Source organism: Agrobacterium sp. 10T429, assembly GCF_056393925.1.
The window spans coordinates 64,187-87,248 of record NZ_JBFTGV010000015.1 but is presented as its reverse complement, the minus strand read 5'-3'; the positions used below and the strand labels follow the sequence as shown (position 1 = coordinate 87,248).

Annotated in this window: 19 protein-coding genes; 15 read left to right on the top strand and 4 right to left on the bottom strand. The window is 59.9% G+C overall.

Translation table 11 applies throughout. The features are described from left to right. Positions 1-9 precede the first annotated feature (9 nt). Positions 10-360 (top strand): TfoX/Sxy family protein, encoded by a 351-nt coding sequence (locus tag AC1DCP_RS25100; protein WP_441360548.1) that lies wholly within the window; start codon positions 10-12, stop codon positions 358-360. A gap of 13 nt (positions 361-373) precedes the next feature. Then, positions 374-5,125, top strand: coding sequence for an ATP-dependent helicase (locus tag AC1DCP_RS25095; protein WP_441360547.1), 4,752 nt, complete (start codon positions 374-376; stop codon positions 5,123-5,125). 79 nt (positions 5,126-5,204) lie between these two features. Here AC1DCP_RS25095 and AC1DCP_RS25090 read toward each other — a convergent pair whose 3' ends face one another. Together AC1DCP_RS25090 and AC1DCP_RS25085 are read right to left on the bottom strand one after the other, a co-directional pair. Continuing rightward, positions 5,205-5,972 carry an MmcQ/YjbR family DNA-binding protein gene (locus tag AC1DCP_RS25090; RefSeq protein WP_441360546.1) on the bottom strand — a complete coding sequence of 256 codons (768 nt, stop codon included), beginning with the start codon at positions 5,970-5,972 and terminating at the stop codon, positions 5,205-5,207. Positions 5,973-6,056: 84 nt separating this feature from the next. Then, positions 6,057-6,998, bottom strand: coding sequence for an AraC family transcriptional regulator (locus AC1DCP_RS25085; protein WP_441360545.1), 942 nt, complete (start codon positions 6,996-6,998; stop codon positions 6,057-6,059). A 318-nt stretch (positions 6,999-7,316) separates the two neighbouring features. On the opposite strand from AC1DCP_RS25085, the gene AC1DCP_RS25080 reads away from it, so the two are divergent. The 8 genes from AC1DCP_RS25080 (at position 7,317) to AC1DCP_RS25045 (ending at position 15,685) form a co-directional block, all read left to right on the top strand. Continuing rightward, positions 7,317-8,279 carry an aldo/keto reductase gene (locus AC1DCP_RS25080; RefSeq protein ID WP_441360544.1) on the top strand — a complete coding sequence of 321 codons (963 nt, stop codon included), beginning with the start codon at positions 7,317-7,319 and terminating at the stop codon, positions 8,277-8,279. Positions 8,280-8,349: 70 nt separating this feature from the next. Then, entirely contained in the window at positions 8,350-9,450 is a 1,101-nt protein-coding gene (locus AC1DCP_RS25075; RefSeq protein WP_441360543.1) for an aldo/keto reductase, read from the top strand. A gap of 81 nt (positions 9,451-9,531) precedes the next feature. Beyond that, positions 9,532-10,875 (top strand): lactonase family protein, encoded by a 1,344-nt coding sequence (locus AC1DCP_RS25070; RefSeq protein WP_441360542.1) that lies wholly within the window; start codon positions 9,532-9,534, stop codon positions 10,873-10,875. A 152-nt stretch (positions 10,876-11,027) separates the two neighbouring features. Further along, a complete protein-coding gene (locus tag AC1DCP_RS25065) occupies positions 11,028-12,032 on the top strand; it encodes an MBL fold metallo-hydrolase (protein ID WP_476774756.1) in 1,005 nt (334 codons plus the stop codon). 208 nt (positions 12,033-12,240) lie between these two features. Next, complete coding sequence (locus AC1DCP_RS25060; protein WP_441360540.1) at positions 12,241-13,188, top strand: aldo/keto reductase; 948 nt, start codon at positions 12,241-12,243, stop codon at positions 13,186-13,188. Between the two features lie 30 nt (positions 13,189-13,218). Further along, positions 13,219-13,392, top strand: a complete 174-nt coding sequence (locus AC1DCP_RS25055; RefSeq protein WP_441360539.1) for a hypothetical protein — start codon at positions 13,219-13,221, stop codon at positions 13,390-13,392. Between the two features lie 407 nt (positions 13,393-13,799). Then, on the top strand, positions 13,800-15,071 hold the full coding sequence (locus tag AC1DCP_RS25050; protein WP_441360538.1) for an aldo/keto reductase: 1,272 nt from the start codon (positions 13,800-13,802) through the stop codon (positions 15,069-15,071). Positions 15,072-15,190: 119 nt separating this feature from the next. Next, positions 15,191-15,685, top strand: coding sequence for a nuclear transport factor 2 family protein (locus tag AC1DCP_RS25045; RefSeq protein ID WP_441360537.1), 495 nt, complete (start codon positions 15,191-15,193; stop codon positions 15,683-15,685). A gap of 294 nt (positions 15,686-15,979) precedes the next feature. Here AC1DCP_RS25045 and AC1DCP_RS25040 read toward each other — a convergent pair whose 3' ends face one another. Further along, positions 15,980-16,591, bottom strand: coding sequence for a TetR/AcrR family transcriptional regulator (locus AC1DCP_RS25040; RefSeq protein WP_441360536.1), 612 nt, complete (start codon positions 16,589-16,591; stop codon positions 15,980-15,982). A gap of 756 nt (positions 16,592-17,347) precedes the next feature. Continuing rightward, positions 17,348-18,247, bottom strand: coding sequence for an AraC family transcriptional regulator (locus tag AC1DCP_RS25035; protein ID WP_441360535.1), 900 nt, complete (start codon positions 18,245-18,247; stop codon positions 17,348-17,350). A 154-nt stretch (positions 18,248-18,401) separates the two neighbouring features. Here AC1DCP_RS25035 and AC1DCP_RS25030 point away from each other — a divergent pair, with 154 nt between their 5' ends. The 5 genes from AC1DCP_RS25030 to AC1DCP_RS25010 all read left to right on the top strand — a co-directional run bounded on the left by AC1DCP_RS25030 (position 18,402) and on the right by AC1DCP_RS25010 (position 22,951). Further along, the gene (locus AC1DCP_RS25030) at positions 18,402-19,160 is read left to right on the top strand and encodes an SDR family NAD(P)-dependent oxidoreductase (protein ID WP_441360534.1); all 759 of its coding nucleotides are present in this window, start codon (positions 18,402-18,404) and stop codon (positions 19,158-19,160) included. A gap of 99 nt (positions 19,161-19,259) precedes the next feature. Continuing rightward, positions 19,260-19,856, top strand: a complete 597-nt coding sequence (locus AC1DCP_RS25025; RefSeq protein WP_441360533.1) for a cysteine hydrolase family protein — start codon at positions 19,260-19,262, stop codon at positions 19,854-19,856. A 65-nt stretch (positions 19,857-19,921) separates the two neighbouring features. After that, a complete protein-coding gene (locus tag AC1DCP_RS25020; protein ID WP_441360532.1) occupies positions 19,922-20,665 on the top strand; it encodes an antibiotic biosynthesis monooxygenase in 744 nt (247 codons plus the stop codon). A 116-nt stretch (positions 20,666-20,781) separates the two neighbouring features. Beyond that, a complete protein-coding gene (locus AC1DCP_RS25015; protein WP_441360531.1) occupies positions 20,782-21,456 on the top strand; it encodes a glutathione S-transferase family protein in 675 nt (224 codons plus the stop codon). A gap of 64 nt (positions 21,457-21,520) precedes the next feature. Beyond that, positions 21,521-22,951: a carboxylesterase family protein gene (locus AC1DCP_RS25010; protein ID WP_476774755.1), complete on the top strand. Its 1,431-nt coding sequence runs from the start codon at positions 21,521-21,523 to the stop codon at positions 22,949-22,951. Positions 22,952-23,062 lie beyond the last annotated feature (111 nt).

The window sequence follows — 23,062 nt, the reverse complement described above, 5'->3', positions numbered from 1 at the left end:
GACAAGCAGATGTCGAAACAATCCGAACAGACGAAGCACCTTGCCGAACACTATGTCGATCAACTGTCGGACTGGGCGAAAATCACGACAAAGCCACTGTTCGGCGCTGTTGCGCTCTATCGCAACGATAATGTCTTCGCCATGGCCTGGCAGGGCGCGCTTTACTTCAAGGTCGATGACGATTCGCGCGCCCAGTACGAGACAGCGGGCTCCCACACGCTTGGCTATTCGCACGAAGGAGAGGACCACGCTCTCAAGTCTTACTGGACTGTTCCTGCCGACATACTGGAAGATAATGAGAAGCTGCATGAGTGGGCCGATCGCGCCTACCAAGCTGCACTGAAGAGCGGCCGGACCTGACTTGCAGCCGCCAATGACTTTGACTGAAGCTGAAACAGCCGGCCCGCTTGCCGGTTTCACGCCAGCGACCCGCACATGGTTTGCGTCGACGTTCGCTGCGCCAACGGCTGTGCAGGCAGCAGCCTGGGCGGCTATCGGTGCGGGTGAGAACGCGCTGGTGATCGCGCCGACCGGCTCTGGAAAGACCCTCGCCGCCTTTATGCAGGCCATCGATCAGTTGTTCCGCGAGCGAACACAGGACCCCGTCTCAGACGCAACCCCCGGATCGTCGAAGTCGGCGACCCGCATCCTTTACATTTCGCCGATCAAGGCGCTGGGCGCTGACGTCCAAAGGAACCTGCGCATTCCGCTTCAGGGCGTCAGCGCAGAACGCCAGCGTCGTGGCGATCCGCCGGTCGAAATCTCTGTCGGCATGCGCACTGGCGACACGCCGGCGGGCGAGCGAGCCATCCTCATACGCCGCCCTCCCGATATCCTGATTACCACTCCTGAATCGCTCTACCTGATGCTGACCTCAAAGGCCCGTGATACCCTGCGCGGTGTGCGCACCGTCATCATCGATGAAATTCACGCAGTGGCCGACGGCAAGCGCGGCTCGCACCTGGCACTCAGTCTCGAGCGTCTTGAGGCGTTGGTCGACGAACCGGCGCAGCGGGTGGGACTGTCTGCGACGGTGCGGCCCGTGAATGAAGTTGCGCGTTTCCTGGGAGGAGACCGGCCGGTCACGGTGGTAAACCCGCCCTCCAACCGTCAGATCGATCTCAAGATCGTCGTGCCCGTTGAGGATATGACCGACATTCCGGCAAGGAATGACCAAGCTCACAGCGGCCAGCAGAGCGGCCGGGTATGCTCGATCTGGCCGCATGTCGAAGCCAGTATCCTCGATCAGGTGCTTGCCCGACATTCGACCATCGTCTTCGCCAACTCGCGGGGCCTTGCGGAGAAGCTGACGGCAAGGCTGAACGAACTTTACGCCGAACGCTTTACCGACGAAATCCCGGCCCCATTGCCGGACAGCAACAGTGAACCTGTCCATCATGACTCTTCCTCGGGAAGCGCCGAGGCTCGATCGTCGGGCGCGCCGCCGCTAATTGCGCGGTCACACCACGGTTCGGTCTCGAAGGCGCAGCGCGGCGAGATTGAGCGGGCGCTCAAATCCGGCGATTTGCGATGCGTTGTCGCAACATCGAGCCTCGAACTTGGCATCGACATGGGACTGGTCGATCTGGTGATCCAGGTCGCGGCGCCGTTTTCAGTGTCAAGCGCCCTGCAACGGGTCGGACGTGCTGGCCATCAGGTCGGTGGCACTTCGTCCGGCTTGATCTATCCGCGCACAAGGCGCGATCTGCTCGACGCTGCCGTTACTGTCGAGTGCATGCAAACTGGCCGTATCGAGGCGATCGATCCGCCGCGCAATCCGCTCGACGTGCTGGCGCAACAAACAGTCGCCGCGGTCGCAATGGATCCCCTAAATGTCGATGACTGGTATATGGCGGTCAGGCGTGCTGCACCTTTCCGGAACCTGCCACGCTCCGCCTTCGACGCCACTCTCGATATGCTGACAGGCCGCTATCCCTCTGATGATTTCGCAGAGTTCCGGCCACGCATCGTCTGGAACCGTGAAACCGGCGTGCTGACCCCACGCCCTGGCGCCCACCAGCTTGCGGTGACCAGTGGCGGCACCATTCCCGACCGCGGCATGTTCAGCGTCGTGTTGCCCGAAGGTGAGGAGCGGGCCGGCTCGCGCCGCGTCGGCGAACTCGACGAGGAAATGGTCTACGAATCTCGCGTCAACGACGTCGTCACCCTCGGCGCTACGTCCTGGCGCATTCAGCAGATCACCAACGATCAGGTGATCGTAACGCCAGCACCGGGCCGGTCGGCACGGTTGCCCTTCTGGCGAGGCGAGGGGGTTGGGCGACCGGCCGAACTGGGAGAAGCGATCGGCGCCTTCCTCGGAATGCTCGAAGCCAATGTGGACGTCAACGGTGATGGCGATATAGCGCCAGTATTAGAGGCACGGCTCAAGGCGACCGGGCTTGATCGGAACGCCGTCGTCAACCTGTTCAGCATGATTACCGAACAGCGCCGCGCCACCGGTGTGCTGCCTACGGATCGGACCCTGGTGATCGAGCGTTGCCGCGACGAAATCGGGGATTGGCGGGTCATCCTGCATTCGCCATACGGTCGCCGTGTCCATGAACCCTGGGCACTGGCGGTCGCGGAACGCATCCGTCAGCGCTGGAACATCGACCCATCCGTCGTCGCCAGCGATGACGGCATTGTCGCTCGCATGCCCGACACATCCGGTCGCATACCGGGCTCGGAACTGTTCACTTTTGATGCTGTCAGCCTGCGGCAACTGGTAACCGAGGCTCTCGGCGGGTCGGCGTTGTTCGCGGCCCGCTTCCGCGAATGCGCCGCCCGCGCCCTGCTGCTGCCGCGTCGGAGCCCCGGCCGCCGCTCTCCACTCTGGCAGCAGCGCTTGCGCGCCGGCCAGCTATTGGAGATCGCCCAAGGTTATCCGGATTTTCCGATACTGATCGAGGCGGCCCGGGAATGCCTGCAGGATGTCTATGACCTGGCCGCTCTCGACACGCTCATGGAGCGCCTCGGCGACGGTAAAATCCAGATCGCGGAGATTACCACAGAGGTTCCCTCGCCGTTCGCGGCCAGCTTGCTGTTCGGCTACGTTGCTGAGTTCATGTACGAGACGGATGCGCCGCTCGCCGAGCGCCGGGCCTCGGTGCTGTCGCTTGACAGCGGGTTGCTGAGCGATCTTCTGGGCCAGGTTGATATTGGCGAACTGCTCGATCCGGATGTCATCGAGCGCGTCGAAGGTGAACTGCAACGCCTTGTGCCCGACTATCGGGCGAAAAGCGCCGAGAGCGTGGTCGATCTGCTGCGCGAACTCGGCCCCTTGTCGGCGAGCGAAGTCGCCCGGCGCCTTGCCGATGGAAGCGGCGACGCCAAGGCGCACCTCGCTTTGCTTGAATCCGAACGGCGTGTCATCCGGGTGCCAATTGCCGGCGACGACCGATGGGCCGCCGTCGAGGATGCAGCCCGGCTGCGCGACGCGCTCGGCGTGGCACTGCCAGCCGCCATTCCCGATATCTTCCTGCAACCGACCGCTGAACCGCTGCGCGACCTGGTTGGGCGCTATGTGCGCACCCACACGCCTTTCAGCACCGGCGAGATCGCAACAAGTTTCGGTCTTGGCGTGGCCGTGGTCGACATGGCCCTGGAGCGGTTGCGCGATCAGGGCAAAGTGTTGAAAGGGCGGTTCGGGGTGGAGCGCCGCCTTCAGGCGAAGGATCCCTCCGGCATTGGCGGCAATCCCCTGGCGCAACATGAATGGGTCGGCGACGAGGTGTTCCGGCGCCTGCGGCTGCGGTCCCTTCAGGCTGCCCGAGAGGCTACCCGCCCGGTGCCTCGGGAAGCCTTTGCGCGCCTGCTGCTGGAGCGGCACGGCCTTATTGCCGAATCCGCCGGCCATGCCGCCTTAAAGACGACGAGCCCACCCGGGGGAGCGATCGAAGGGATAAATGGCGTCGCCCGCGTCGTGCAACAACTGGCCGGTGTACTTCTGCCAGCCTCCCTGTGGGAGAGCCAGATCTTGCGGGCCCGCGTCAGCGACTATACGCTTGGCATGCTGGACGAGTTGATCGCCACCGGCGCGGTTATCTGGTCCGGCCATGGACGGCTTGGCGAAGAAGATGGTTTGGTGGCCCTGCATCTTCAGGAGTTTGCTAACGAAACCCTCGCGGCTGTGCCCGCTGCGGCGACGCTCCCGCCGCTTCAGCAAGCGATGCTCGACATCTTCGCCGATGGCGGGGCATATTTTGTGCGCCAGATCGTCACGCTGGTGCAAGCCAGGCACCCAGGGATTGGCGGGCGGGAAACCGGGTCGCTTCCAGCTGAAATTCATGAGGCGCTTTGGGATTTGGCCTGGACCGGATATGTCACCACTGACACCTGGTCGCCATTGCGCTCCCTCTCGGGCGGCACGCAGGCATCGCGCAGGCCAAGCCCAGTTCGTGCCTCTGGGCGACCGGGCGGGCGTCGCGCTTTGTCCTTTACCGGGGGCGGGGATCCGGCTTTGGCAGGCCGCTGGTCCCTGCTGCATAGAGAGCCGGTCGCCGATACCGTCCGCGCGGTTGCGTTGGTCGAGGGACTGCTTGATCGTTTCGGCGTCGTCACACGCGGCGCGGCAGTCGCCGAAGAGGTGCCGGGAGGCTTTCCTGCGCTGCAACCGGTGTTTCGCGGAATGGAGGATACGGGCCGTGTGTTGCGCGGCCGCTTCGTGGAGGGATTAGGGGGCGCGCAGTTCGCGGAGCGCTCAACAATCGAACGGCTCCGCGAATTGGCCGACGCGCGGCCAAGTGAACCAATCGCGGTGGCATTGTCTGCCGCCGATCCGGCCAACCCTTTCGGGCGGATTCTTCCCTGGCCAACTCATCAATCCCCGGTGCGTCCGGCACGACGAAGCGGTGCCTTCGCCGTCATCGTCGATGGACGTCTGCTGCTGTACTTGGTCCAGGGCGGGCGCAATCTGCTGACCTATGTCGATATCGACGATCCTGCCATGTCCCGGACGCTGGCAACGGGTTTGCTGGCGCTGTCCGCCGCGCTGAAGCGCGAGCCACACCTCGTGTTTACCCTGGAACAGGTCAACGATCTTCGAGTGGCAAAAACCAGCCTGTCGCCCGCCTTGCGCGCCATCGGTTTTTCCACGGTACCCAAGGGGCTGATCTGGTTCGGTTGACGCCGGGATCGTTGGTTAACTTTGTGGAGAAAGCGTTGAGGGCAGATCATGCCGCATTTCGACCGGGTGATCCCGCCTGTCAGACGTCGGCGCTGTTCGCCGGTCGTTCGCGCTTGGCCATTGACTTGAGGACAAGCCGGTAGGAGGTCTTCACCGTTTCGGTCACCAAAGTGCTGGTGATACCTTTGCCTGAGCCAATGGATATCCAGTGGTCTTTGTCGAGATAGCGACCGGCAGTCACGGATGGAAAGCGGTCGAACAGGGGGTCCCGTTGTTCGTGACCGACCTTCACCGTGATAATTCGCTCGGTCGGATCATCCGTCACGATCAGGAAGACCTTGGCACCGACCTTGTAGACATCTAGCTTTTCGACGAAAGGGCGCCCATGGCTGACGCCGGGTAGTCCGGATGCGACTTTACGAGCGAGGGACTGCAATCGCTGGCCGGACAAACTTCGTTGCCGCATCCCTGCGGGGGTGAGCTCATCAAGCAACGGCAATTTTGACCGCACCAGCCGATAGGACTCTCGCACCTCCTCCTCGACGAGGTCCTTGGTGATGGTATCGCCCTCCGTAATCGAGACCCAGTGCCGCTTGTTCATACCATGGCCGGGCGAGATCCCTGTGTGTCGCTGGCGCAGTATTTCGGCTCGGATGGGATCGGCCTTGATGGTCACCACCGCGCCTTCCGTCACGATCATAAATGTTTTTCCCAACACCCGGTAAACTCGTCTTTCTGAACCAGCCGCCTGCTGTAAAGCGACCTCTGGGAGTTGCTCAGCGGCTGTACAGGCGGCGGCGAGTGTTTTAGCGTCCATCGGAAAACTTTCCTCTTCAGCGGCGGTCATACTTGAATAGTCCTCGCCGGTTGTAACCGGGGCCGCCGTTAGACGACAGCCCTGGTCCCGAGCCGCCGAGCCTTCCTATGTATTTTAATCGTTGTCGCGAAGTGAGGAAGTGTCCCGGATAGGCGGGTTGCCAAACAGGCGGCGATATTCACGATTGAACTGCGTGGCGCTTTCGTAACCGACCGACAGCGCAGCGGTCGCGGCGTCGATCCGATCGGTCAGCAGCAGGCGTCGGGCCTCGTGGAGGCGGATGTGCTTTTGGAACTGGAGGGGGCTCATCCGGGTGATGCCGCTGAAATGATGGTGGAAGGTTGAGACGCCCATGGCAGCCATCTCGGCCAACTCCTCGACCCGCACGGAGCGCGCATGGTTTTCCCGGAGCCAAACGATCACCCGACCGATCCGATTGCCCCGCGTTTCCAGCATCGCGATCTCCCGCAGCCAGGCACCGGCGGGGCTGAGCAACAAGCGGTAGGTCACCTCGCGCATCAGCAATGGCCCCATAAACGGTATGTCTCCAGGCCGGTCCGCCAAGGCCTCTAACCGAATGACAGCGTCGAGTAGATCAGCGGTTACGGTTCCGAGCGCCATCGGTATGTGCACCGCGTCATTGATTAGTCCATGACTGTCGATGGTGGCGGCGACCTCCTGCGCGATCTGTAGATCCAGCTTGAGCATGATCGATAGGAACGGGCGGACCGAACTCGCCTCGATGACATGAGACATTGTAGGTAGATCGACGGACGTCAACAGAAACCGGTCCGGATCATATTCGATCCAATCCGCGCCGAGAATCACGCGCTTGCGGCCTTGAACCGGAAGCGCGAGGCTCGGCTCGTAAAGGGCTGAAACGGCGTCGCTAGGGCTGTCGCGGCGAATAAGCAGTAGGCCGGGTACGGGGGAGACATGTTCGCCATCGCTTGGCAGAACGTCGCCGATTCTGAGCGCCAGCGTCGACCGTAGGTGATTTAGGCGATGCTCGTCGCCGTCGTTCGGTGCATGAGAAGGCGATGTCGTGAAAAGCATGTGGACAGAATGACACCCGGCACCCTTCCAGACAAGCGATATGAGCCTGATCAAGAGAAATGGGCAATTATTCGGAAGGATCGGGCTAACCGGTCCTGACGAGTGAAGCGTAGAAAGGCTCCATCCCAGCCACGTGGTGCACAAAGATTACAGGCTGCGGGTTCGCGTACTCGATGGAGGGATGACGATCAGGCAACCGAAGCCTCGTTCAATGACGAAGCGATACTAATCACGAATGTTCGTCATTTCCCGCCAGCAGATACGCCGAAATGTGGAAAAGAATACGTCGGCGGATTTCTATCAGGAAAAGGATACAGAATGCAAAAGCGCAGGTTGGGCACAAACGGTCCGGAAGTCTCTGCCATCGGCTATGGCGCCATGGGCTTTCATCTGGCTTACGGCTCTGCCGACGAAGAGGCCGGCCTAGCGACAATCCGTCGTGCGTACGATCTCGGCGTGACGTTCTTCGATACGGCCGAGCTTTATGGCTGGGGCGACAACGAGAAGTTCATCGGCCGCGCCGTCAAAGGCTTCCGCGACGACGTCTTGTTGGCCACCAAGTTTGGCTTTACCCCCTCATGGGGGACTGACAGCCGCCCCGCGCACATTCGCGAAGTTACCGAGAACAGCCTGGGCTATCTGGGTGTCGACCATATCGACGTGCTCTACCAGCACCGCGTTGATCCGAACGTGCCGATCGAAGATGTGGCCGGCACGGTCAAGGACCTGATCGCCGAGGGCAAGGTCAAGCATTTCGGATTGAGCGAGGCTGGTCCCCAAACCATCCGCAAGGCTCACGCCGTGCAGGAAGTGGCGATGCTTCAGACCGAATACTCGGTCTTCGAGCGCGACGTGGAAGTCCTGTTTCCGCTCTTGCGAGAGCTCGGCATCGGCTTCGTCCCGTACTCGCCGCTTGGCCGTGGCTTTCTAACAGGTGCGGTCAAGCCGGCCGCCGAACTCGAAGAGAGTGATATGCGCCGGGGCGATCCTCGCTGGCAGCCCGGCAATTTCGAAAAGAATGTCGAAGCCGTCCGCCAGTTGAAAGAGCTTGCTGCATCGAAGTGCGCGACCGTATCGCAATTGGCGCTCGCCTGGTTGCTGGCTCAGGGCAACGACATCGTGCCGATCCCGGGCTCTCGCAAAGCGGAGCGCGTCGCGGAAAACGTCGGTGCCGCCGATCTGGTGCTGACGGCGGAAGACCTAGCGAAGATCAAGGAAATCCTGCCTGAAGGCGGTTTCGGTGAGCGCTATGCCGAAGAATTCGCGCCGATCTGGATCTGACCGCGCCTCGCGAGCCCGGTCCGCACCTGCAAGTTCGGATCATTCCCCCAATCGTTGCGAAAGAAAAAGCATGTCTCTCACCAATTACCGCGCCCTTGGCCGATCCGGCCTTATCGTCAGCCCCCTGGCGCTCGGCACAATGACCTTTGGCACCGATGTGTGGGGTGCGGACGAGGCTGGCTCGCGCGCCATCTTCGAGCATTACCGTGAAGCCGGCGGCAATTTCATCGACACAGCCGATATCTATAGCGATGGCGAAAGCGAGAAACTGGTCGGCAAATTCATAGCCGATAGCGGCTCACGCGATGAAATCGTGCTTTCGACGAAGTTCGCCTTCAACGCGTCGGCCAATCCGACATCGGGCGTGCACGTCGCAGGCGACAACCCGAACGCGGGCGGCGCGGGCGCGAAGAACATCCACCGGGCGCTCGACGCCTCGCTGAAACGGCTCGGCACCGACTATATCGACCTGTACTGGATGCATATCTGGGATCAGGTCACGCCGATCGAGGAAATCGTCCAGACGCTCGGCGACCTCGTTCGCGCAGGCAAGATCCGCTATTACGGCCTGTCGGACATGCCGGCCTGGGTGGCGATGAAGGCAGCCACGATCGCGGCGGAACGGCGGGTGCCAGGCCCGATCGCGATGCAGCTCGAATATTCGCTAGTTGCGCGCGACGTGGAGAGCGAGCATTTCCCGGTAGCGCGCGAGGCCGGGATGGGCGTGATGCCATGGAGCCCGCTGGCCGGCGGTTTTCTATCCGGAAAATACCGGCCAGAAAATATTAAAGGCAAGGGTCGGCTCAGCGGTCCCAATCCGCTCGGCGACACCAAGTTTACCGAACGTAACTGGACAATTCTCGGAACGCTGGAACAGGTGGCAGCGGAGCTGGAGCGCCCGATTGCCGAGGTTGCGCTGGCATGGACACTGGTGCACGAGAGGGTGGCATCGACGCTGGTAGGCGCCAGCAAGGTCTCGCAGCTCGAAAGCAACATCGCCGCCACCGACCTCCGTCTCGACGGCGCGCATCTCGAACGCCTAAACGATGCGAGCGCGCCCTCGATCGGGTTTACGTCCGGTCTCGGCTCACCGATGATCCGTCGCATGGTCTTCGGCGGTCACAATGTCCTCGGGTGGGGTGAGTATCCCCGCTGGATGAACGAGGTGTAGAACGTCGACCGCTTCAATCAGGCGGCCGGCATCGCAGCCGCACGCAGTAAATAAGAAACGCAACCACACCGGGAGTAGGTAATGGGTATGAGACGATCACGATATTCGGCTGCTGCCTTTGCGGCGGCGCTATATGCGGCGGCCTTGACCGGCGCTCATGCGCAGGCTCTTCAACCTGTCGGCCATATGAATTTTCAAGGCAAGTTCCTCGTTGCGATATCGGATGCGGACATGGTGGCCTCGGCCTATCGTGACGGCCGGCTCGGGCCCGAACAGGGGCAGGATGCGCTTTCGGTCATCCGGCTGGACAGGCCGCCGTCAGAGTGGCGCGCAACAAGTGTTCCGGTCGGCAATGCCGTCGTTGGTCCTCCCACCGCGCTCACACTCACGCAGGACGGGCGCTACGCGATCGTGGTCGAGACGCGCGGTCCACGTCCCGCCGGCAAGGCTGATGCCGTCATGTCCGACATGCCAAACTCGCGGAAGATCACAGTCGTCGATCTGAGCGATCCGGACCACCCGACGGTGGTTCAGACCCTCGACGGTTTTGCACAGCCTTCGACGGTTGCCATCAATGCAGGCGGAAACCTCGTCGCCATCAGCCATGCGCTTGGCGGAGATGGACGTGAAACACCATTGGCGCTCTATCGGTTCGCGAACGGCCGATTGTCGTTTTTGTCCGCCTCCGCGATTCCGGGCTGGACGCCCGGCGACTTGTTGATGGATGCCAGCTTCCACCCGCAACTCAACATTATCGCCCTTACCAACTGGACGCGACCGGAGTTGTCGTTTGTGGAGGTCGTCGGCGAAGGCGACGCGACGCGACTGGCCCGCTGGGGCAATTCCATTCCGATCAGTTGGTATCCCTTCACCGCCAAGTTCACTCCAGACGGTCGCCACATCCTGACGAATTCCATCTATGCAGGGCTCGGCGGCGAGGCGCCTCCCGGCACGATCACCAGCATTCGCCTCGATGCGTCGCGCGATGAAGATGGAACGCCGCAGCACATCCAGGTGTCGCGCGCCGAGGTCGGCGTCGTTCCCGAAGGGCTTGCTGTCAGCCCGGATGGCCGATGGGCAGTGACCGCCAACCTTGAACGTAGCCCGCCGGCTCATGACGATCCCTCGCAGTCTTTTTTCTCCTCTCTCAGCTTGCTGCGGATAAACCCGGAAACCGGCCATCTGACGACGGTCGGCACCTATCCGTTCGACGGCATCCTTCCCGAATCCGTGGTGTTCGACAATTCCAGCCGTTTCGTCGCCGCAACGACCTACGACCACTATGACGGAAGGATGCCGGGCGGATCGATCGATTTCTGGCGCATCTCTGGCGACCCTGGCGATCCCGACCGGATCGAGTTCGTGAAGACGAGCTATTCCGTCCCGGTGACGCGCGGCCCGCATGTGATCAGCATCGTGCGCTAGCCGATGGACCAATCGGGAGACGGGAGACATGACAAACCATTGCCCCGTGTTTCCAGTCCACACAACGCCCCGGACAGGATCGCAGTTCCGCCACGCATCACATCCGACCTCGCATCTCGCTAGGAATGACGATGTTCGGGAGAGGAGAATAAATGTCGAATAAATCTAACCAGCCTGCAGCCGCAATAAGTCGCCGATCCACCCTGCTTCTGGCGGTTGCCGGAACCGCTGGGTTGGCGATGGCGCCGGCGAGACACGCTGAGGCGCAAAGTGTCATTGCCACATTGGATGACCGGGATTTCGCTCCCGGTTGGCGTCGTTTCCAGATCGGGGATGCGCGCATAACCTGCTTGCTGGATGGCGTTTCCATCGCAGAAGGGTTCGATCCGATCTACGGCCCGGATCAGGATCGCGGGGCCATGCAGGAGTTGATGAGGGCAAACGCCTTGCCGGAGGATCGGTTCGCAAGCTCCCTCATGCCGGTAGCGGTGCAGCTCGGCGACCAGCTCGTCGTGGTTGATACAGGATTCGGCGCGGCAGGCAGTGAAAGGGGTACGGGCATGTTGCTGGAGCGGCTGGAAGCCTCCGGTTACAGCCGAAATGATGTGGACCTCGTGCTGTTCACCCATCTCCATATCGATCACATCCTGGGGGTCTCGGAAAATGGAAACCCGCTTTTCCCAAATGCTTCCTACGCAGTCGGGCGGGTAGAAATGAACTATTGGGAGACCGAGGCGACAGGCGATGGCGCGGGTCTCGTCGCGCGATTGTTCGGGCCGCTTCGCAAGCGCACCCGCCTTCTCGACGATGGCGAGGCGATCATGCCGGGACTGACGGCGCGGGCCACCTATGGACATACGCCAGGAATGCTGGCTTTCGAACTTGACGGGGGCAACGGCCATCGGCTGCTGATCACAGGGGATGTCTTCCACAGCCCCATCGCCTCCTTCCAGCGGTCAGACTGGCGGGTGCCGTTTGACGTTGACCACGAGGCCGCAGTCGCGACGCGGCACCGGGTGGCTCAGCAATTGGCGGAGACAGGCATGCCGTTCACGGCATATCACCTTCCTTTTCCCGGTATTGGCTATGTGCAGCGTGACGGCGACGCCTATCGCTTCATACCCGAGAGCTACCAGTTGGCGATGAACAGGAAATAGGCCGACGTGTTCGATGAAAGCGTCGGTGCGGTAGAAATTCACGCAGAGCAATCGGCGGTGTTGCCGGACACAGTGTTCCTGAGGGGCAGCGTGGGCTCGCGACTTGAAAGCGCCATTGGTAGTGACACGGTGTGTTCAGTAGTAACTTGCGCAAGACGACACTGTGGCCGAGCTCATCCGTGTGGGATAACGATAAGGAGTTTGATAAATGGAAAAACGTAAACTCGGCAATTCTGGCCTTCTGGTTTCGCTGGTCGGGCTCGGCTGCAATAATTTTGGCGGAATGAGAGAGTCGCTCGATGTGGAAGGGGCACGTCTGGTAGTTCATGCAGCGATGGATGCCGGAGTGAATTTCTTCGATACAGCGGATGCCTACGGTGTGAATGGCGGCTCCGAGATAGTTCTGGGTGAAATTCTTGGCAGCAACCGCGAGGAAATCGTTCTGGCGAGCAAGTTTGCTTTGCCAATGAACCCTGAGAAGAGCACGCGCTACAATGGCTCGCGCGGTTACATCATGAAGGCAGTTGAAGACAGTCTCCGCCGTCTGAAGACCGACTATATCGACCTCTACCAGTACCATTTCCCCGATCCGCAGACGCCTATCGAGGAAACATTGCGGGCACTCGACGATCTCGTCCGTCAGGGTAAGGTGCGTTACGTTGCCTCTTCCAATCTTGCGCCGTGGCAACTGATCGATGCATGGTGGACCACGCGTCACCATAATCTTCACAGCCTGCTGTCGACACAGCACGAGTATAGCTTGCTGGAACGCGGCGTAGAAACCAGTCTCTTCCCGGCGCTTGAGCGCACCGGAATTTCACTGCTGCCTTACTTCCCACTGGCCAGTGGACTTCTGACCGGCAAGTATCGCAAGGGGCAGGCAATCCCGGAGGACACGCGCATGTCCATGCCTTATTTCCAGGCGGGCATGACCGATGAACGTCTTGATACGGTGGGAAAACTGATCGCTTTCGCCGAGTCTCGCGGCCACACCATGTTGGAGCTCGCCATGAGCTGGCTTGGTTCTAACCCGTTGGTTTCCAGCATCATTGCTGGCGCCACTCGTCCCGAGCAGGTTACGGCTAACGCCAAGTCAGTTGGCTGGAAGTTGTCCGCTGAAGACCTCACGGAGATCGACGTCATCACCGGCAAATAACACTGGCCGGCGCCCCCCAAGGAAATCTCCATGAGCAAGTCCATCATGATCGTCGGCGCGGGCCCCGGCATCGGCCAGTCTGTCCGCCCGCTTCGGCCGCGAAAGGCTGGAGCGTCATCCTCACCGGCCGCGCAGAAGGAGCCGTGCCTGTGCCCGAGGGGCTGGAACTGGCTGAGGCCGCCGCGCTGCCAATGGGCGTCATGACCGGGTACGATCCCATCCAAAAGGGGCTTCGATGCCAAGCCAGGATACCTTATCCTGGTCACCGGCGCGGCCGGAAGCGTGGGCCGGGCTGCGATCTGTGCCGCTGCCTCGCGCGGCGCGACCGTTGTCGCTCTCGTGCGCGCGCCTGTCGAAGTCGCCATCAGCGGTGCAGCAGAAACCATCGTCCTACCAAACGACGACGCCATATCCGGAGCGCTTCCGTACACATCGCGAGCATGGGGCTTTGCTGGCCACGTAGGGTCAACGGCATCCTGGCAGATTATCTGACGCTGATTTCGACATTCCTGCACGCAGGTTTGAGGTTGGCGTTTGAGCCGTCAGCGATGGATGCTGCTCATCGCCGATGAGCTTCCTGCAAGATAACGGTGACTGCTTCTCAACATTTGTTGATCGAGCTGGCACATAATGGATTTGACGATCCAGTCTGGCTTTGCAAGACTGGATTACGCAATCCACTTATGGAGATGAATTTGGATCGACGCAATTTTCTTGGACTGTCAATCGGCGGCACTCTTGCTGCGACTGCGATTCCCACGCTGTCTTTTGCACAAACGGAGGCTGTCGCCCCAACTCTGCCTGTTCGACTGACCGAGCGTGGTTCGGTTTTACCGACCCGGGGCAACATCACGGGGGCTTCGCTTCCCACCAATGGCGGTAACCACGGGATGCGGTACATGACGCCCGGTCGGTTCGGCATGGGCGGCACACAGATAGGCAATATCTTTGCGCCTATCAGCGATGCCGACGCGCACGACATCCTGCAGGCTGCCTGGGACGCGGGCGTACGGTATTTCGATACATCCCCGTTTTACGGATTCGGTCTTAGCGAGTACCGGCTCGGCCGTTTCCTGCACACAAAGAACCCGGATGATTACGTTATCTCCACAAAAGTGGGCCGCATCCTGACGGCCGCCGGCAAACCCGTTGGCGACAAGGCAATCTGGACTTCACCTGCACCGTTTAACTATGCCTACGATTACACAGCAGCAGGCGCGCGCCGCTCTGTAGAGGACAGCCTTCAACGTCTCGGACTACCGCGGATCGATATCGTCTATATTCATGATCTTTCTCCCGACAATTCCGAGCTTCCCGGTTCCTGGGAGGACGTCTACAAGGTGGCCGCGCCGGGAGCCATGTCGGAATTGTCCAAAATGCGAGACGAAGGTCTGATCAAGGCTTGGGGCTTCGGCATTAACACGCCCAATGCAGCCGTCCGTGCGACCGAACTGGACGGTCCTGTTCCCGATATCGTGCTTCTCGCCTGCCAATACACCATCATTGATCACGATGAAGCGCTGACGAAAACTTTCCCGGCACTTCAGAAAAAAGGCACGTCCGTCGTCGTCGGCACGCCTCTCAATGACGGTTTTCTGGGTGGTCGCAGCCGCTTCAACTTCAGTGCAGATCTGCCCAAAGGGGTCGCGGAAAAGCGAGCGAAGCTGATGGCTGTCGCCGACAGGTTTGGACTAGATATCCGAACGGCAGCGTTGCAATTCGCCGCTGCACATCCGATCGTTTCGGCGATTATTCCCGGCGCTCGCGCTCCGAGACAGGTCGCCGCCAACGTTCAGTCGATGAAAGTTGCGATCCCCGAGGAGTTCTGGCAGGCGCTCCGAAGCGAGAAACTGATTGCCGATAGCGCCCCGACAGCATCGTAGCACATCAAGCCCAGGATCGCATTGATACGACAACTGCAGCTACCGCATGAACCGCTGCCAGGAACTGGTGTTCTGGCAGCGGTCCATGCGAGCCTTGTAAACCACACCGGAGGATCGTCTTGAGCACCAAAATCCGATTTATTCTAGCGGCTCTTGCCTGGGGGCTGTTCGCTGCATTGCCAAACGCGCTTGCCCAGACCGTTACACCGTCCATATCCCAGCAACCGCGCAATCTGGTGCAGGAGGAACAGAACCGGTCTCTCGTCATCGAGTTCTACACCAAAGTACTCAGCGAGCGCCGGGTTGATCTGGCACCAAATTACATGCGGGAAGATTACATCCAGCACAATCCGCTGGCACCGAACGGCCGCGAGGCGTTCATGAATTTCTTCCGTGAGATGTTCAAAAGCTTTCCCCAATCCGAGCACCGCATCATTCGAACTGCAGTGGATGGCGATCTGGTTTATCTTCATGTTTTTGCCAGAAACAATCCTGAAGATCGCGGACGCGCGGTGATGGATATCCTGAGGGTCCAGGACGGCAAGATAGCCGAACATTGGGATGTGGTACAGCCGGTTCCGGAGGGCTCCGCAAATCCGAATTCCATGTTCTGAACTACCGCAGTTTCCGGATCCGATTGTTTTGGATGGCTGGCTTACCGAGGTTGCAAGCCGTCCAAAACTCCAGTTGCACAGGGAGGTTGTCCTTTCCAAGCAAGGAATTGGTTGAGCACGATCATCCAAATGCATCTGTCATCTAGCGTATGACAGATCAGCGATGTCAAAGGCTTGGTTGCGCACAGGTAGACGCTTAGGCGACCGCCGCCATTTCAGACTTAGCCCACTCTGCTGTAAACCTCCCGGTCTCGCCACATGTACATTCCAAGAGACTTGGTTCACCGAGAGGAATCAGTTCCCCCCATCCGCAGTCACCATTTTCAGGCGTCGGGTTGCCTCTGAAAAAACTGCTTCCAGATGGCTGCTGGAGCCTGTCGTTCTGAGAAGTAAAAGTCCGCCCTGTATGCCCGCAAGGAGAGATGCTGCAAATGGTTTGGGATCGAGTTCCGAGGAAACGCAGTTAGCACTCTGCAGCGCCTTAACGCCGGAAGCAATGGCTTCTTCCCATCGACTTTGCATATCCATGAGCAATTTCTGCGTTGCGGGGTCGGCAGGATCTACCTGCGTAATAATTCGGCCGAAACCGCAAAGAATTCCTCTGCCGGTGTAGCATGAAATCATATTCTCGCACCAAGCCTCCCAGCCCGGCCAGTCCTCGAGGGTCTGTAGCCAGTGTTCCTGTTCTTCGAAAAATCGATCGATCTCGAAGGAGAGCACGGCAATAAACAACGCCGCCCTGCCTTCTGGAAAATAGTGGAAAAGTTGGCTGCTGCTAATTTTGGCGGCGGCCTTCACATCCTCCAATGTCGTATGTGCAAGGCCTTTGTCCTGCACAACAGCAGCGGCCGAACAGATGATTCTGTCGCGTACGGCCCGTCCTTTTTGGGTGATACGAATCGTCATAAGAAAATGCTATTTATTCCTATTGGTGAAAGCGGCTAATGGATATCACAGGCCGCCCTGATCCGTAAAATTAAAGATGAAAGCGAGCCGATCCCGGCTGATATCATTATCTCGACGTCGGACAGATCGGGACATGGACACCGAACCAACATCCGGTTGTTGACAATACTTCGAGCGCAGGCACGATATCGGATCCGACAGCAAAAAGAGAATAAGGGGCAATTAGCAAGTCTATTGCCGGTTGGAATATCGGGGAGTTCGTGGCCGACCTGCCAAGCGGTTTTCCGATGCGCATGCGTGGTTTGGCCGCGTTCCACACCATGGTGCTCTATAGATGAACTCGTTGAACCCGAACCTGCCCTCACGAGCATAACATTTGAACCTTGCGGAGCGAGGCCGGATGATGCCTCGCATCAGAGCCAGAGCCAAGCTCCTGGATAAGGGTAGGGGTGTAAATGCGACCGGAGACGATTAAACGGACGGCCACTTCAAAGGCGGTCGGTCGGCGATGGTCGAAGAAACCACCGCTGCCAGCCAGGTCCTCGCAAACGAGGAGCAAAACTGCAGGATCAACTTCAGCGTTTCCGGCTGGAGGTTCAAGTAGATGAAGCCCGCAAGTATTTCGAAACGCAGCCTAAACGACCCCACGCTTCGATTCAAAAGCAGAAGTGGCGCAACCTGTGGTTTGCGCCACGTCGTTACCCACGTTGATGTAAGAAAGCCGTGTCAGGCACATTTGCCGGTAAAAGAAAATGCCTAAGCCACCGTCGGGTGTTCTATTGCTTGACGCATCTCCCGGACATGCCGCGCCGGCGGCGCGCCAAATTGCCTGAGATACTCGCGGCTGAATTGGGAGGCGCTCTCGTATCCGACCGCGAACGCCGCATCAGACGCGCTATGACTGCCCGCCAGCAACAGTTGGCGCGCCTCCTGCAATTTAAGCTGTTTCTGGTACTGGAGAGGGCTGAAACCCGTCATCGCAAGGAAATGGCGATGCAGGCTTGCACGGCTCATCCCGCAGGCATCGCAAAGGGCGTCGATCCGAAGGTGCGTGTCGGTATGATCCCGGATCCACGCGATGGCGCGCCGGACACGGTCTAAGGCGCCGTCGGGGCGTGCGATTTGGCGCAGCAATCGCCCTTGGGGACCTTGCAGCAACCGGTACAGTAACTCGCGCTCGATCATAGGGCCAAGGACCGGAATGTCGGTGGGACTATCGAGCAACGACAGCAAGCGCAGCAATGTATCGCGAAGCGGAGGCGTCATCGGATTGATCGCAACCCCCATGCCGTCTTGATCGCCTTCGCGTACTGACGGCATTGTCGCAGCCAACTCAGCCAACAGCGCCGGCTCCAGAACCAGGGAGACCGCGACATAGGGCCGACCCTTGCCGGCATCCAGGATTTCCCCAATCAGCGGCAGGTCAAGAGCGCTTACGAAATACTGAGCGCTATCGTAACTTAGAACGGTGTCGCCGATTGCGACACGCTTGGACCCCTGTAGAATGAAGCAGATCATTGAGCGATAAAGGCAAGGAGCCTTCCCGGTGGAGTCTTCTCCTACGAACATGTCGAGGCGAGGGATCTGTGTGTCCGTCAAGCCTGTCGAGGCATGACGCAAAACAATATCTAGATGCGGCGCGAGGTCGTCTGTCATTCCGGCATTGTGTCATGTTTCGTCCGGGAAAGCAAAGGCATTGAGACGATAAGGCAAGAAGTTGAGCCGATCGGGCGGGTTTACATACCGGTATTGGCCTATCTTGGATCCAGCAAAAGCGCTTTAGGGCGCAACGATCCGAGAAAGGCACTCCATGACCCACCCAATCGCACTCATCACCGGCGCAAGCCGCGGCCTTGGCCGTAACATGGCGCTTCATTTGGCCAAGCGAGGGGTCCACATCATCGGCACCTACCGCACCGGCGAAGCCGAGGCAAACGCCGTGCGTCAGGAAATCGAAGCTCTAGGTGGCAAGGTGTCGATGCTGGCACTCGATGTGACCGATATAGCGAGCTTCGCGGCGTTCGCCGGAGCCGTCGCCGAGACGCTCAATAAAGATTTTCACCAGGATCGTTTCGACTATCTCGTCAACAACGCTGGAAACGGCCTGTTCTCGAACTTTGTCGATGCGACTGAGGAGCAGTTTGCTTCCCTGGTTTCCACCCATCTCCAGGGACCGATTTTCTTGACCCAGAAGCTTCTGCCGCTGATCGCGGACGGCGGGCGCATCCTGAACGTCTCCTCCGGCTTCGTACGCTTCACCATGCCGGGATACAGCCTCTATGCAGCCATGAAGGCCGCAGTCGAGGTGCTTTCCCGTTATCTGGCTGTGGAGTTGGGTGAACGCAGGATCCGCGTCAATGCCATCGCGCCGGGCGCCATCGCAACTGATTTCGGCGGCGGTGCCGTGCGCGATAATGAGGGAGTGAACGCGTATGTGGCGCAGGGCATTGCACTCGGCCGCGTCGGCCTGCCGGACGATGTGGGTAGCGCCGTCGCCGCCATCCTGTCCGACGACATGGCTTGGGCGAACGGCACGACCTTCGATATTTCGGGCGGGCAGTTGCTGTAATCCGTGACGATTACCTGTCCCGACCTCTTCGGCGACGATCTGCGTCAGCATGATGCGATGATCGCCGCCTGATCCCGCCTAATGTTAAGGACCAAAATCATGACAGAAGCATCCAAGAGCGCGCTGATCTTGATCGAATACGTCAACGACTGGCTCTCGCCGACCGGCGGAATATATCCATCGTTTCAGGATCGCGAGCAGGTCGACACCGCAATCACAAATTCAACGATCGCGCTCGCCGAAGCCCGCCGTCGCGGGATGCACGTGATCCACGCCGCGCTTAAGTTCGAGCCTGAGTTCAAGGTCCTGGGCGAGGGCAAGTACGGGCTGCGCAAGATGATGCGCGATTACGGGTCGTTCCTGGGCGAGCAGGCAGAGTTCTTTCCTGGCTTCGAGCCTGCAGAGGGCGAATTCGTCGTCCGCGAACGCGGCGGCGGGAGCAGCGTCTTCGTCGGCACCACTCTCGACAGCTATCTACGCAACAACCGCATCTTCGACATCTACCTTGCCGGCTTCTCCCTGCGCCAGTGCGTTGAATCCTCGATGCGCAACGCCCACGATCTCGGCTATCACACCAACGTCATCTACGACGCGTCGGCCGGCTACACCCGGAAGCAGCAGGAGGACTTCGTGGCTGAAATCGCGCCGTTCTACGCCAACGCCATGACCACGCAGGATTTCGTGGCGCAGGCGTGAACCCTAGCCGGGTCCAGCCATCACGGGCACCAGGCATTCGCGCAGCCGGAAGTGGAAGCGATACGATGATCGGAATGATAGTCGGACTTACCATTGCACCGGGCAGCGGCGATGCATTCGAACGCGCATTCGCGGTGCAGGCTGCGGCGGTCCGCGCCAACGAGCCCGGCAACCGGCAGTACGAACTGTTCCGCTCGCAGACGTTGCCCAACAACTACACGCTCGTCGAGATCTACGACGATGAGGCAGCGCTCGCCGCGCACCGGGCATCGCCGCAAATGGCGACGAGCCGCCCGCTGACAGCGCCGTTCCTCGTCGAGCCGCCCGCCATGCAGGTGTTCGACGTTGTATCCGCTGATGCAGGCGTATCTGCTTCCCAGCAGTTTCGCCCGGCGGATCCGCAAGGCCGCAACACAGGAGATCGTAACATGCCGACCCCAATGGAAACGGTCAGTGCTTTTTGCGCTGCATTCTCGGAAAATCACGCGGAAGATGCGATCCGGCGATGGTTTACCCCCACGACGATCTGGATCAATGAAGGATTGTCGATGACTACTGGCGTAGAAGAGGCGATAAAACGGCCCAGATCGCCGGACGTCGCAGCTGTCTATTTCGACATGCTTTCGATTGCTGCGGACGGAAATCGCGTTCTTACCGAAAGACTGGACCGCTTCGTGCGCTCTGACGGGAGCGAGGTCGCTGCACTGAAGGTGATGGGCATCTTCGAAATAGAAGGCGATTTTATTGTTGCGTGGCGCGACTATTTCGACGTCAATCTCGCCAAAAAAATGCCCAAAGATCAACAATAGCGGCTCGGGCCTATCCGACCATGCCGGTGGATCCGTCGCCGCTAATTCTGTCAAACGGTATGGGTGAGGCAAACGCTCCCCCATCGCCCTTCCTTGCCGCCTCACGAGAGATTATCATGCCAGACAGCCACCTCACGCTTATCAGCCATCCGCTTTGCCCTTTCGTTCAAAGAGCGGCGATCGTCCTCTTGGAAAAGGGCGTGTCGTTCGAGAGGATCGACGTTGATCTCACGGACAAACCGGACTGGTTCCTTGCGCTCTCTCCAACGGGCAAAGTACCCTTGCTGAAGGTGGAGCAGGAAAACACAGAGAACGCGACACTATTCGAAAGCATGGTGATCTGCGAATATCTTGAAGAGACGCAGAGCGGTCGCAAGCTCTACGCGGAAGATGCGCTGTCGCGCGCCCAGCAGCGGGCTTGGATCGAATACGGCACGGCAACGCTTACCGAAGCATGGCAATTCCTGAACGCGAAGGACCGCACGACTTCCGACGCAAGGCTTGCCGCCTTTCGGGAAAAGCTGGAGCGACTGGAGGAGGTCGTTGCTGCAGAACCCTTTTTCAGCGGTGACGCCTTTGGCATGGTCGATGCTGTTTACGCGCCTGTCTTTCGGTATTTCGACATCCTTGATCCGGAAATATCCCAGCCAATCTTCGAGGGCCTTCCCCGCGTCACGGCGTGGAAAAAGGCGCTGGCGGCACGAGAGAGCGTCATTGCCGCTGTAGGAGGCGACTATGCCGAGCGTTTCCACCAGCACCTACGTCAGCACAAGGCACTCCTTGTTGACTGATTGCCGGTTATAAGCCACCGCTGTCTCAGCTCTCGACGTTCCCCGTGGCCGAAGGACCGAATACATGACTGATGCTAATACCGCTGCCCACTCGATCCGCTCTTGGCTAGGCATCCCTTATGCCACCGCCGAACGTTTTCGCCGTCCGATCCTGCTGCCGTTCGATCCGGGCCGACCATACGACCAGAAGGGACCGGCCCCGCTGCAAGCCGGGGACACCAGCTGGCTCGAGGCCGACAATGGGTTCTCGGAGGATTGCCTGAACCTGAACGTCTGGGCACCTGAAAACGCCGGCAATCGGCCCCTTCCGGTGATTGTCTATATCTATGGCGGCGGGTTCGAGCTTGGTGCAAACACCCAGACAACGTCAAACGCCTCGGGTCTGGCCGCGACCGGCCGCGCCGTCGGGGTGTCCCTCAACTACCGGCTCGGGCCGTTCGGCTGGCTTTCACTTTCACACTATGGGGGCGTGTTCGCGGACGCCACCAATCTCGGCCTCCAGGACATCATCACCGCACTCCAGTGGGTAAAAGCGAACATTGCCCGTTTTGGAGGCGATCCGAACAACGTCACCGTTACCGGCCACAGCGCAGGTGCTTTCGCGACCCTCGCCCTCCTTGCCGCGCCATCGGCCGATGGCCTCTACCACCACCTCGCGGCTTTCTCCGGCATGGCTTCACGTTTGGTGCCTGCGTGGGGCGCGGAAGAACGCGCACTGGACGTGCTCACCGCGCTCGGAATTCAGGACGATCCCGAGAAGCTGCTGAACATTGACGCAAAGTTGCTCGCCGAGACAATGAGCAAGACGCAACCTGCAGACCCCGGTGCACGCCACGGCATCGACAACAATGTCATTGCCATTGTGGATGACCACGCCCAGCCGGGTGGTATCATTGCGCATCATCCCCTGCGGGTCCTCGAATCCGGACGGCATCGGGACATTGACATCCTGTTAAGCAGCACTACCCACGAAACCGACTGGTGGGTTCTTCACAAGACCAAGGACTTCGATCCCGGCAGCATCAGCGAACTCGTCAAGGAATTCGCCACGAGGAATCGAATTCCACACAGTCGCGCCCGTGCGGTCATTGGCGCGTACGATATCGACGGGCGCACTCCCGTTCAGGTCCGCGGGGAATTGCTCACCGATTTCTCCTTTACTCTGCCACACGTCCGTGCTGCGCTGGCGCACGCCGCAGCGGGCGGAAATGCGCACCTGCTGTCGGTCGGCCCCGTCGAGGGCGCGCACGCGGTGCATGGCACCGAGATGTACGGCATTGTCGGCCAGGAACGCCCAGGTGCCAGCGGAGAGCAGATTGTCCGCGACACCTTCGTCCGTGACACCCTCCTGGATTTTGCAGAAGGAAACAGAAACCGCCTTTGGACTGCCGTTAGCACCGAACCCACCACCAAAGGGATCGGAAACATGCCATATGACGCGACCCTCCATGCGGCCGAAGTCTTTAAAACTTTTCAAGGCATCGAGAGGCCCTGAGCTGCCCTCCGGACAAAGTGACGGACAACCCGCTCTGGCAGAGCCACACGCGGAAACGAGAGATCACGACGAACCCGTCATGCCACCCCGGATGGGTATTTGCCGCAAGGG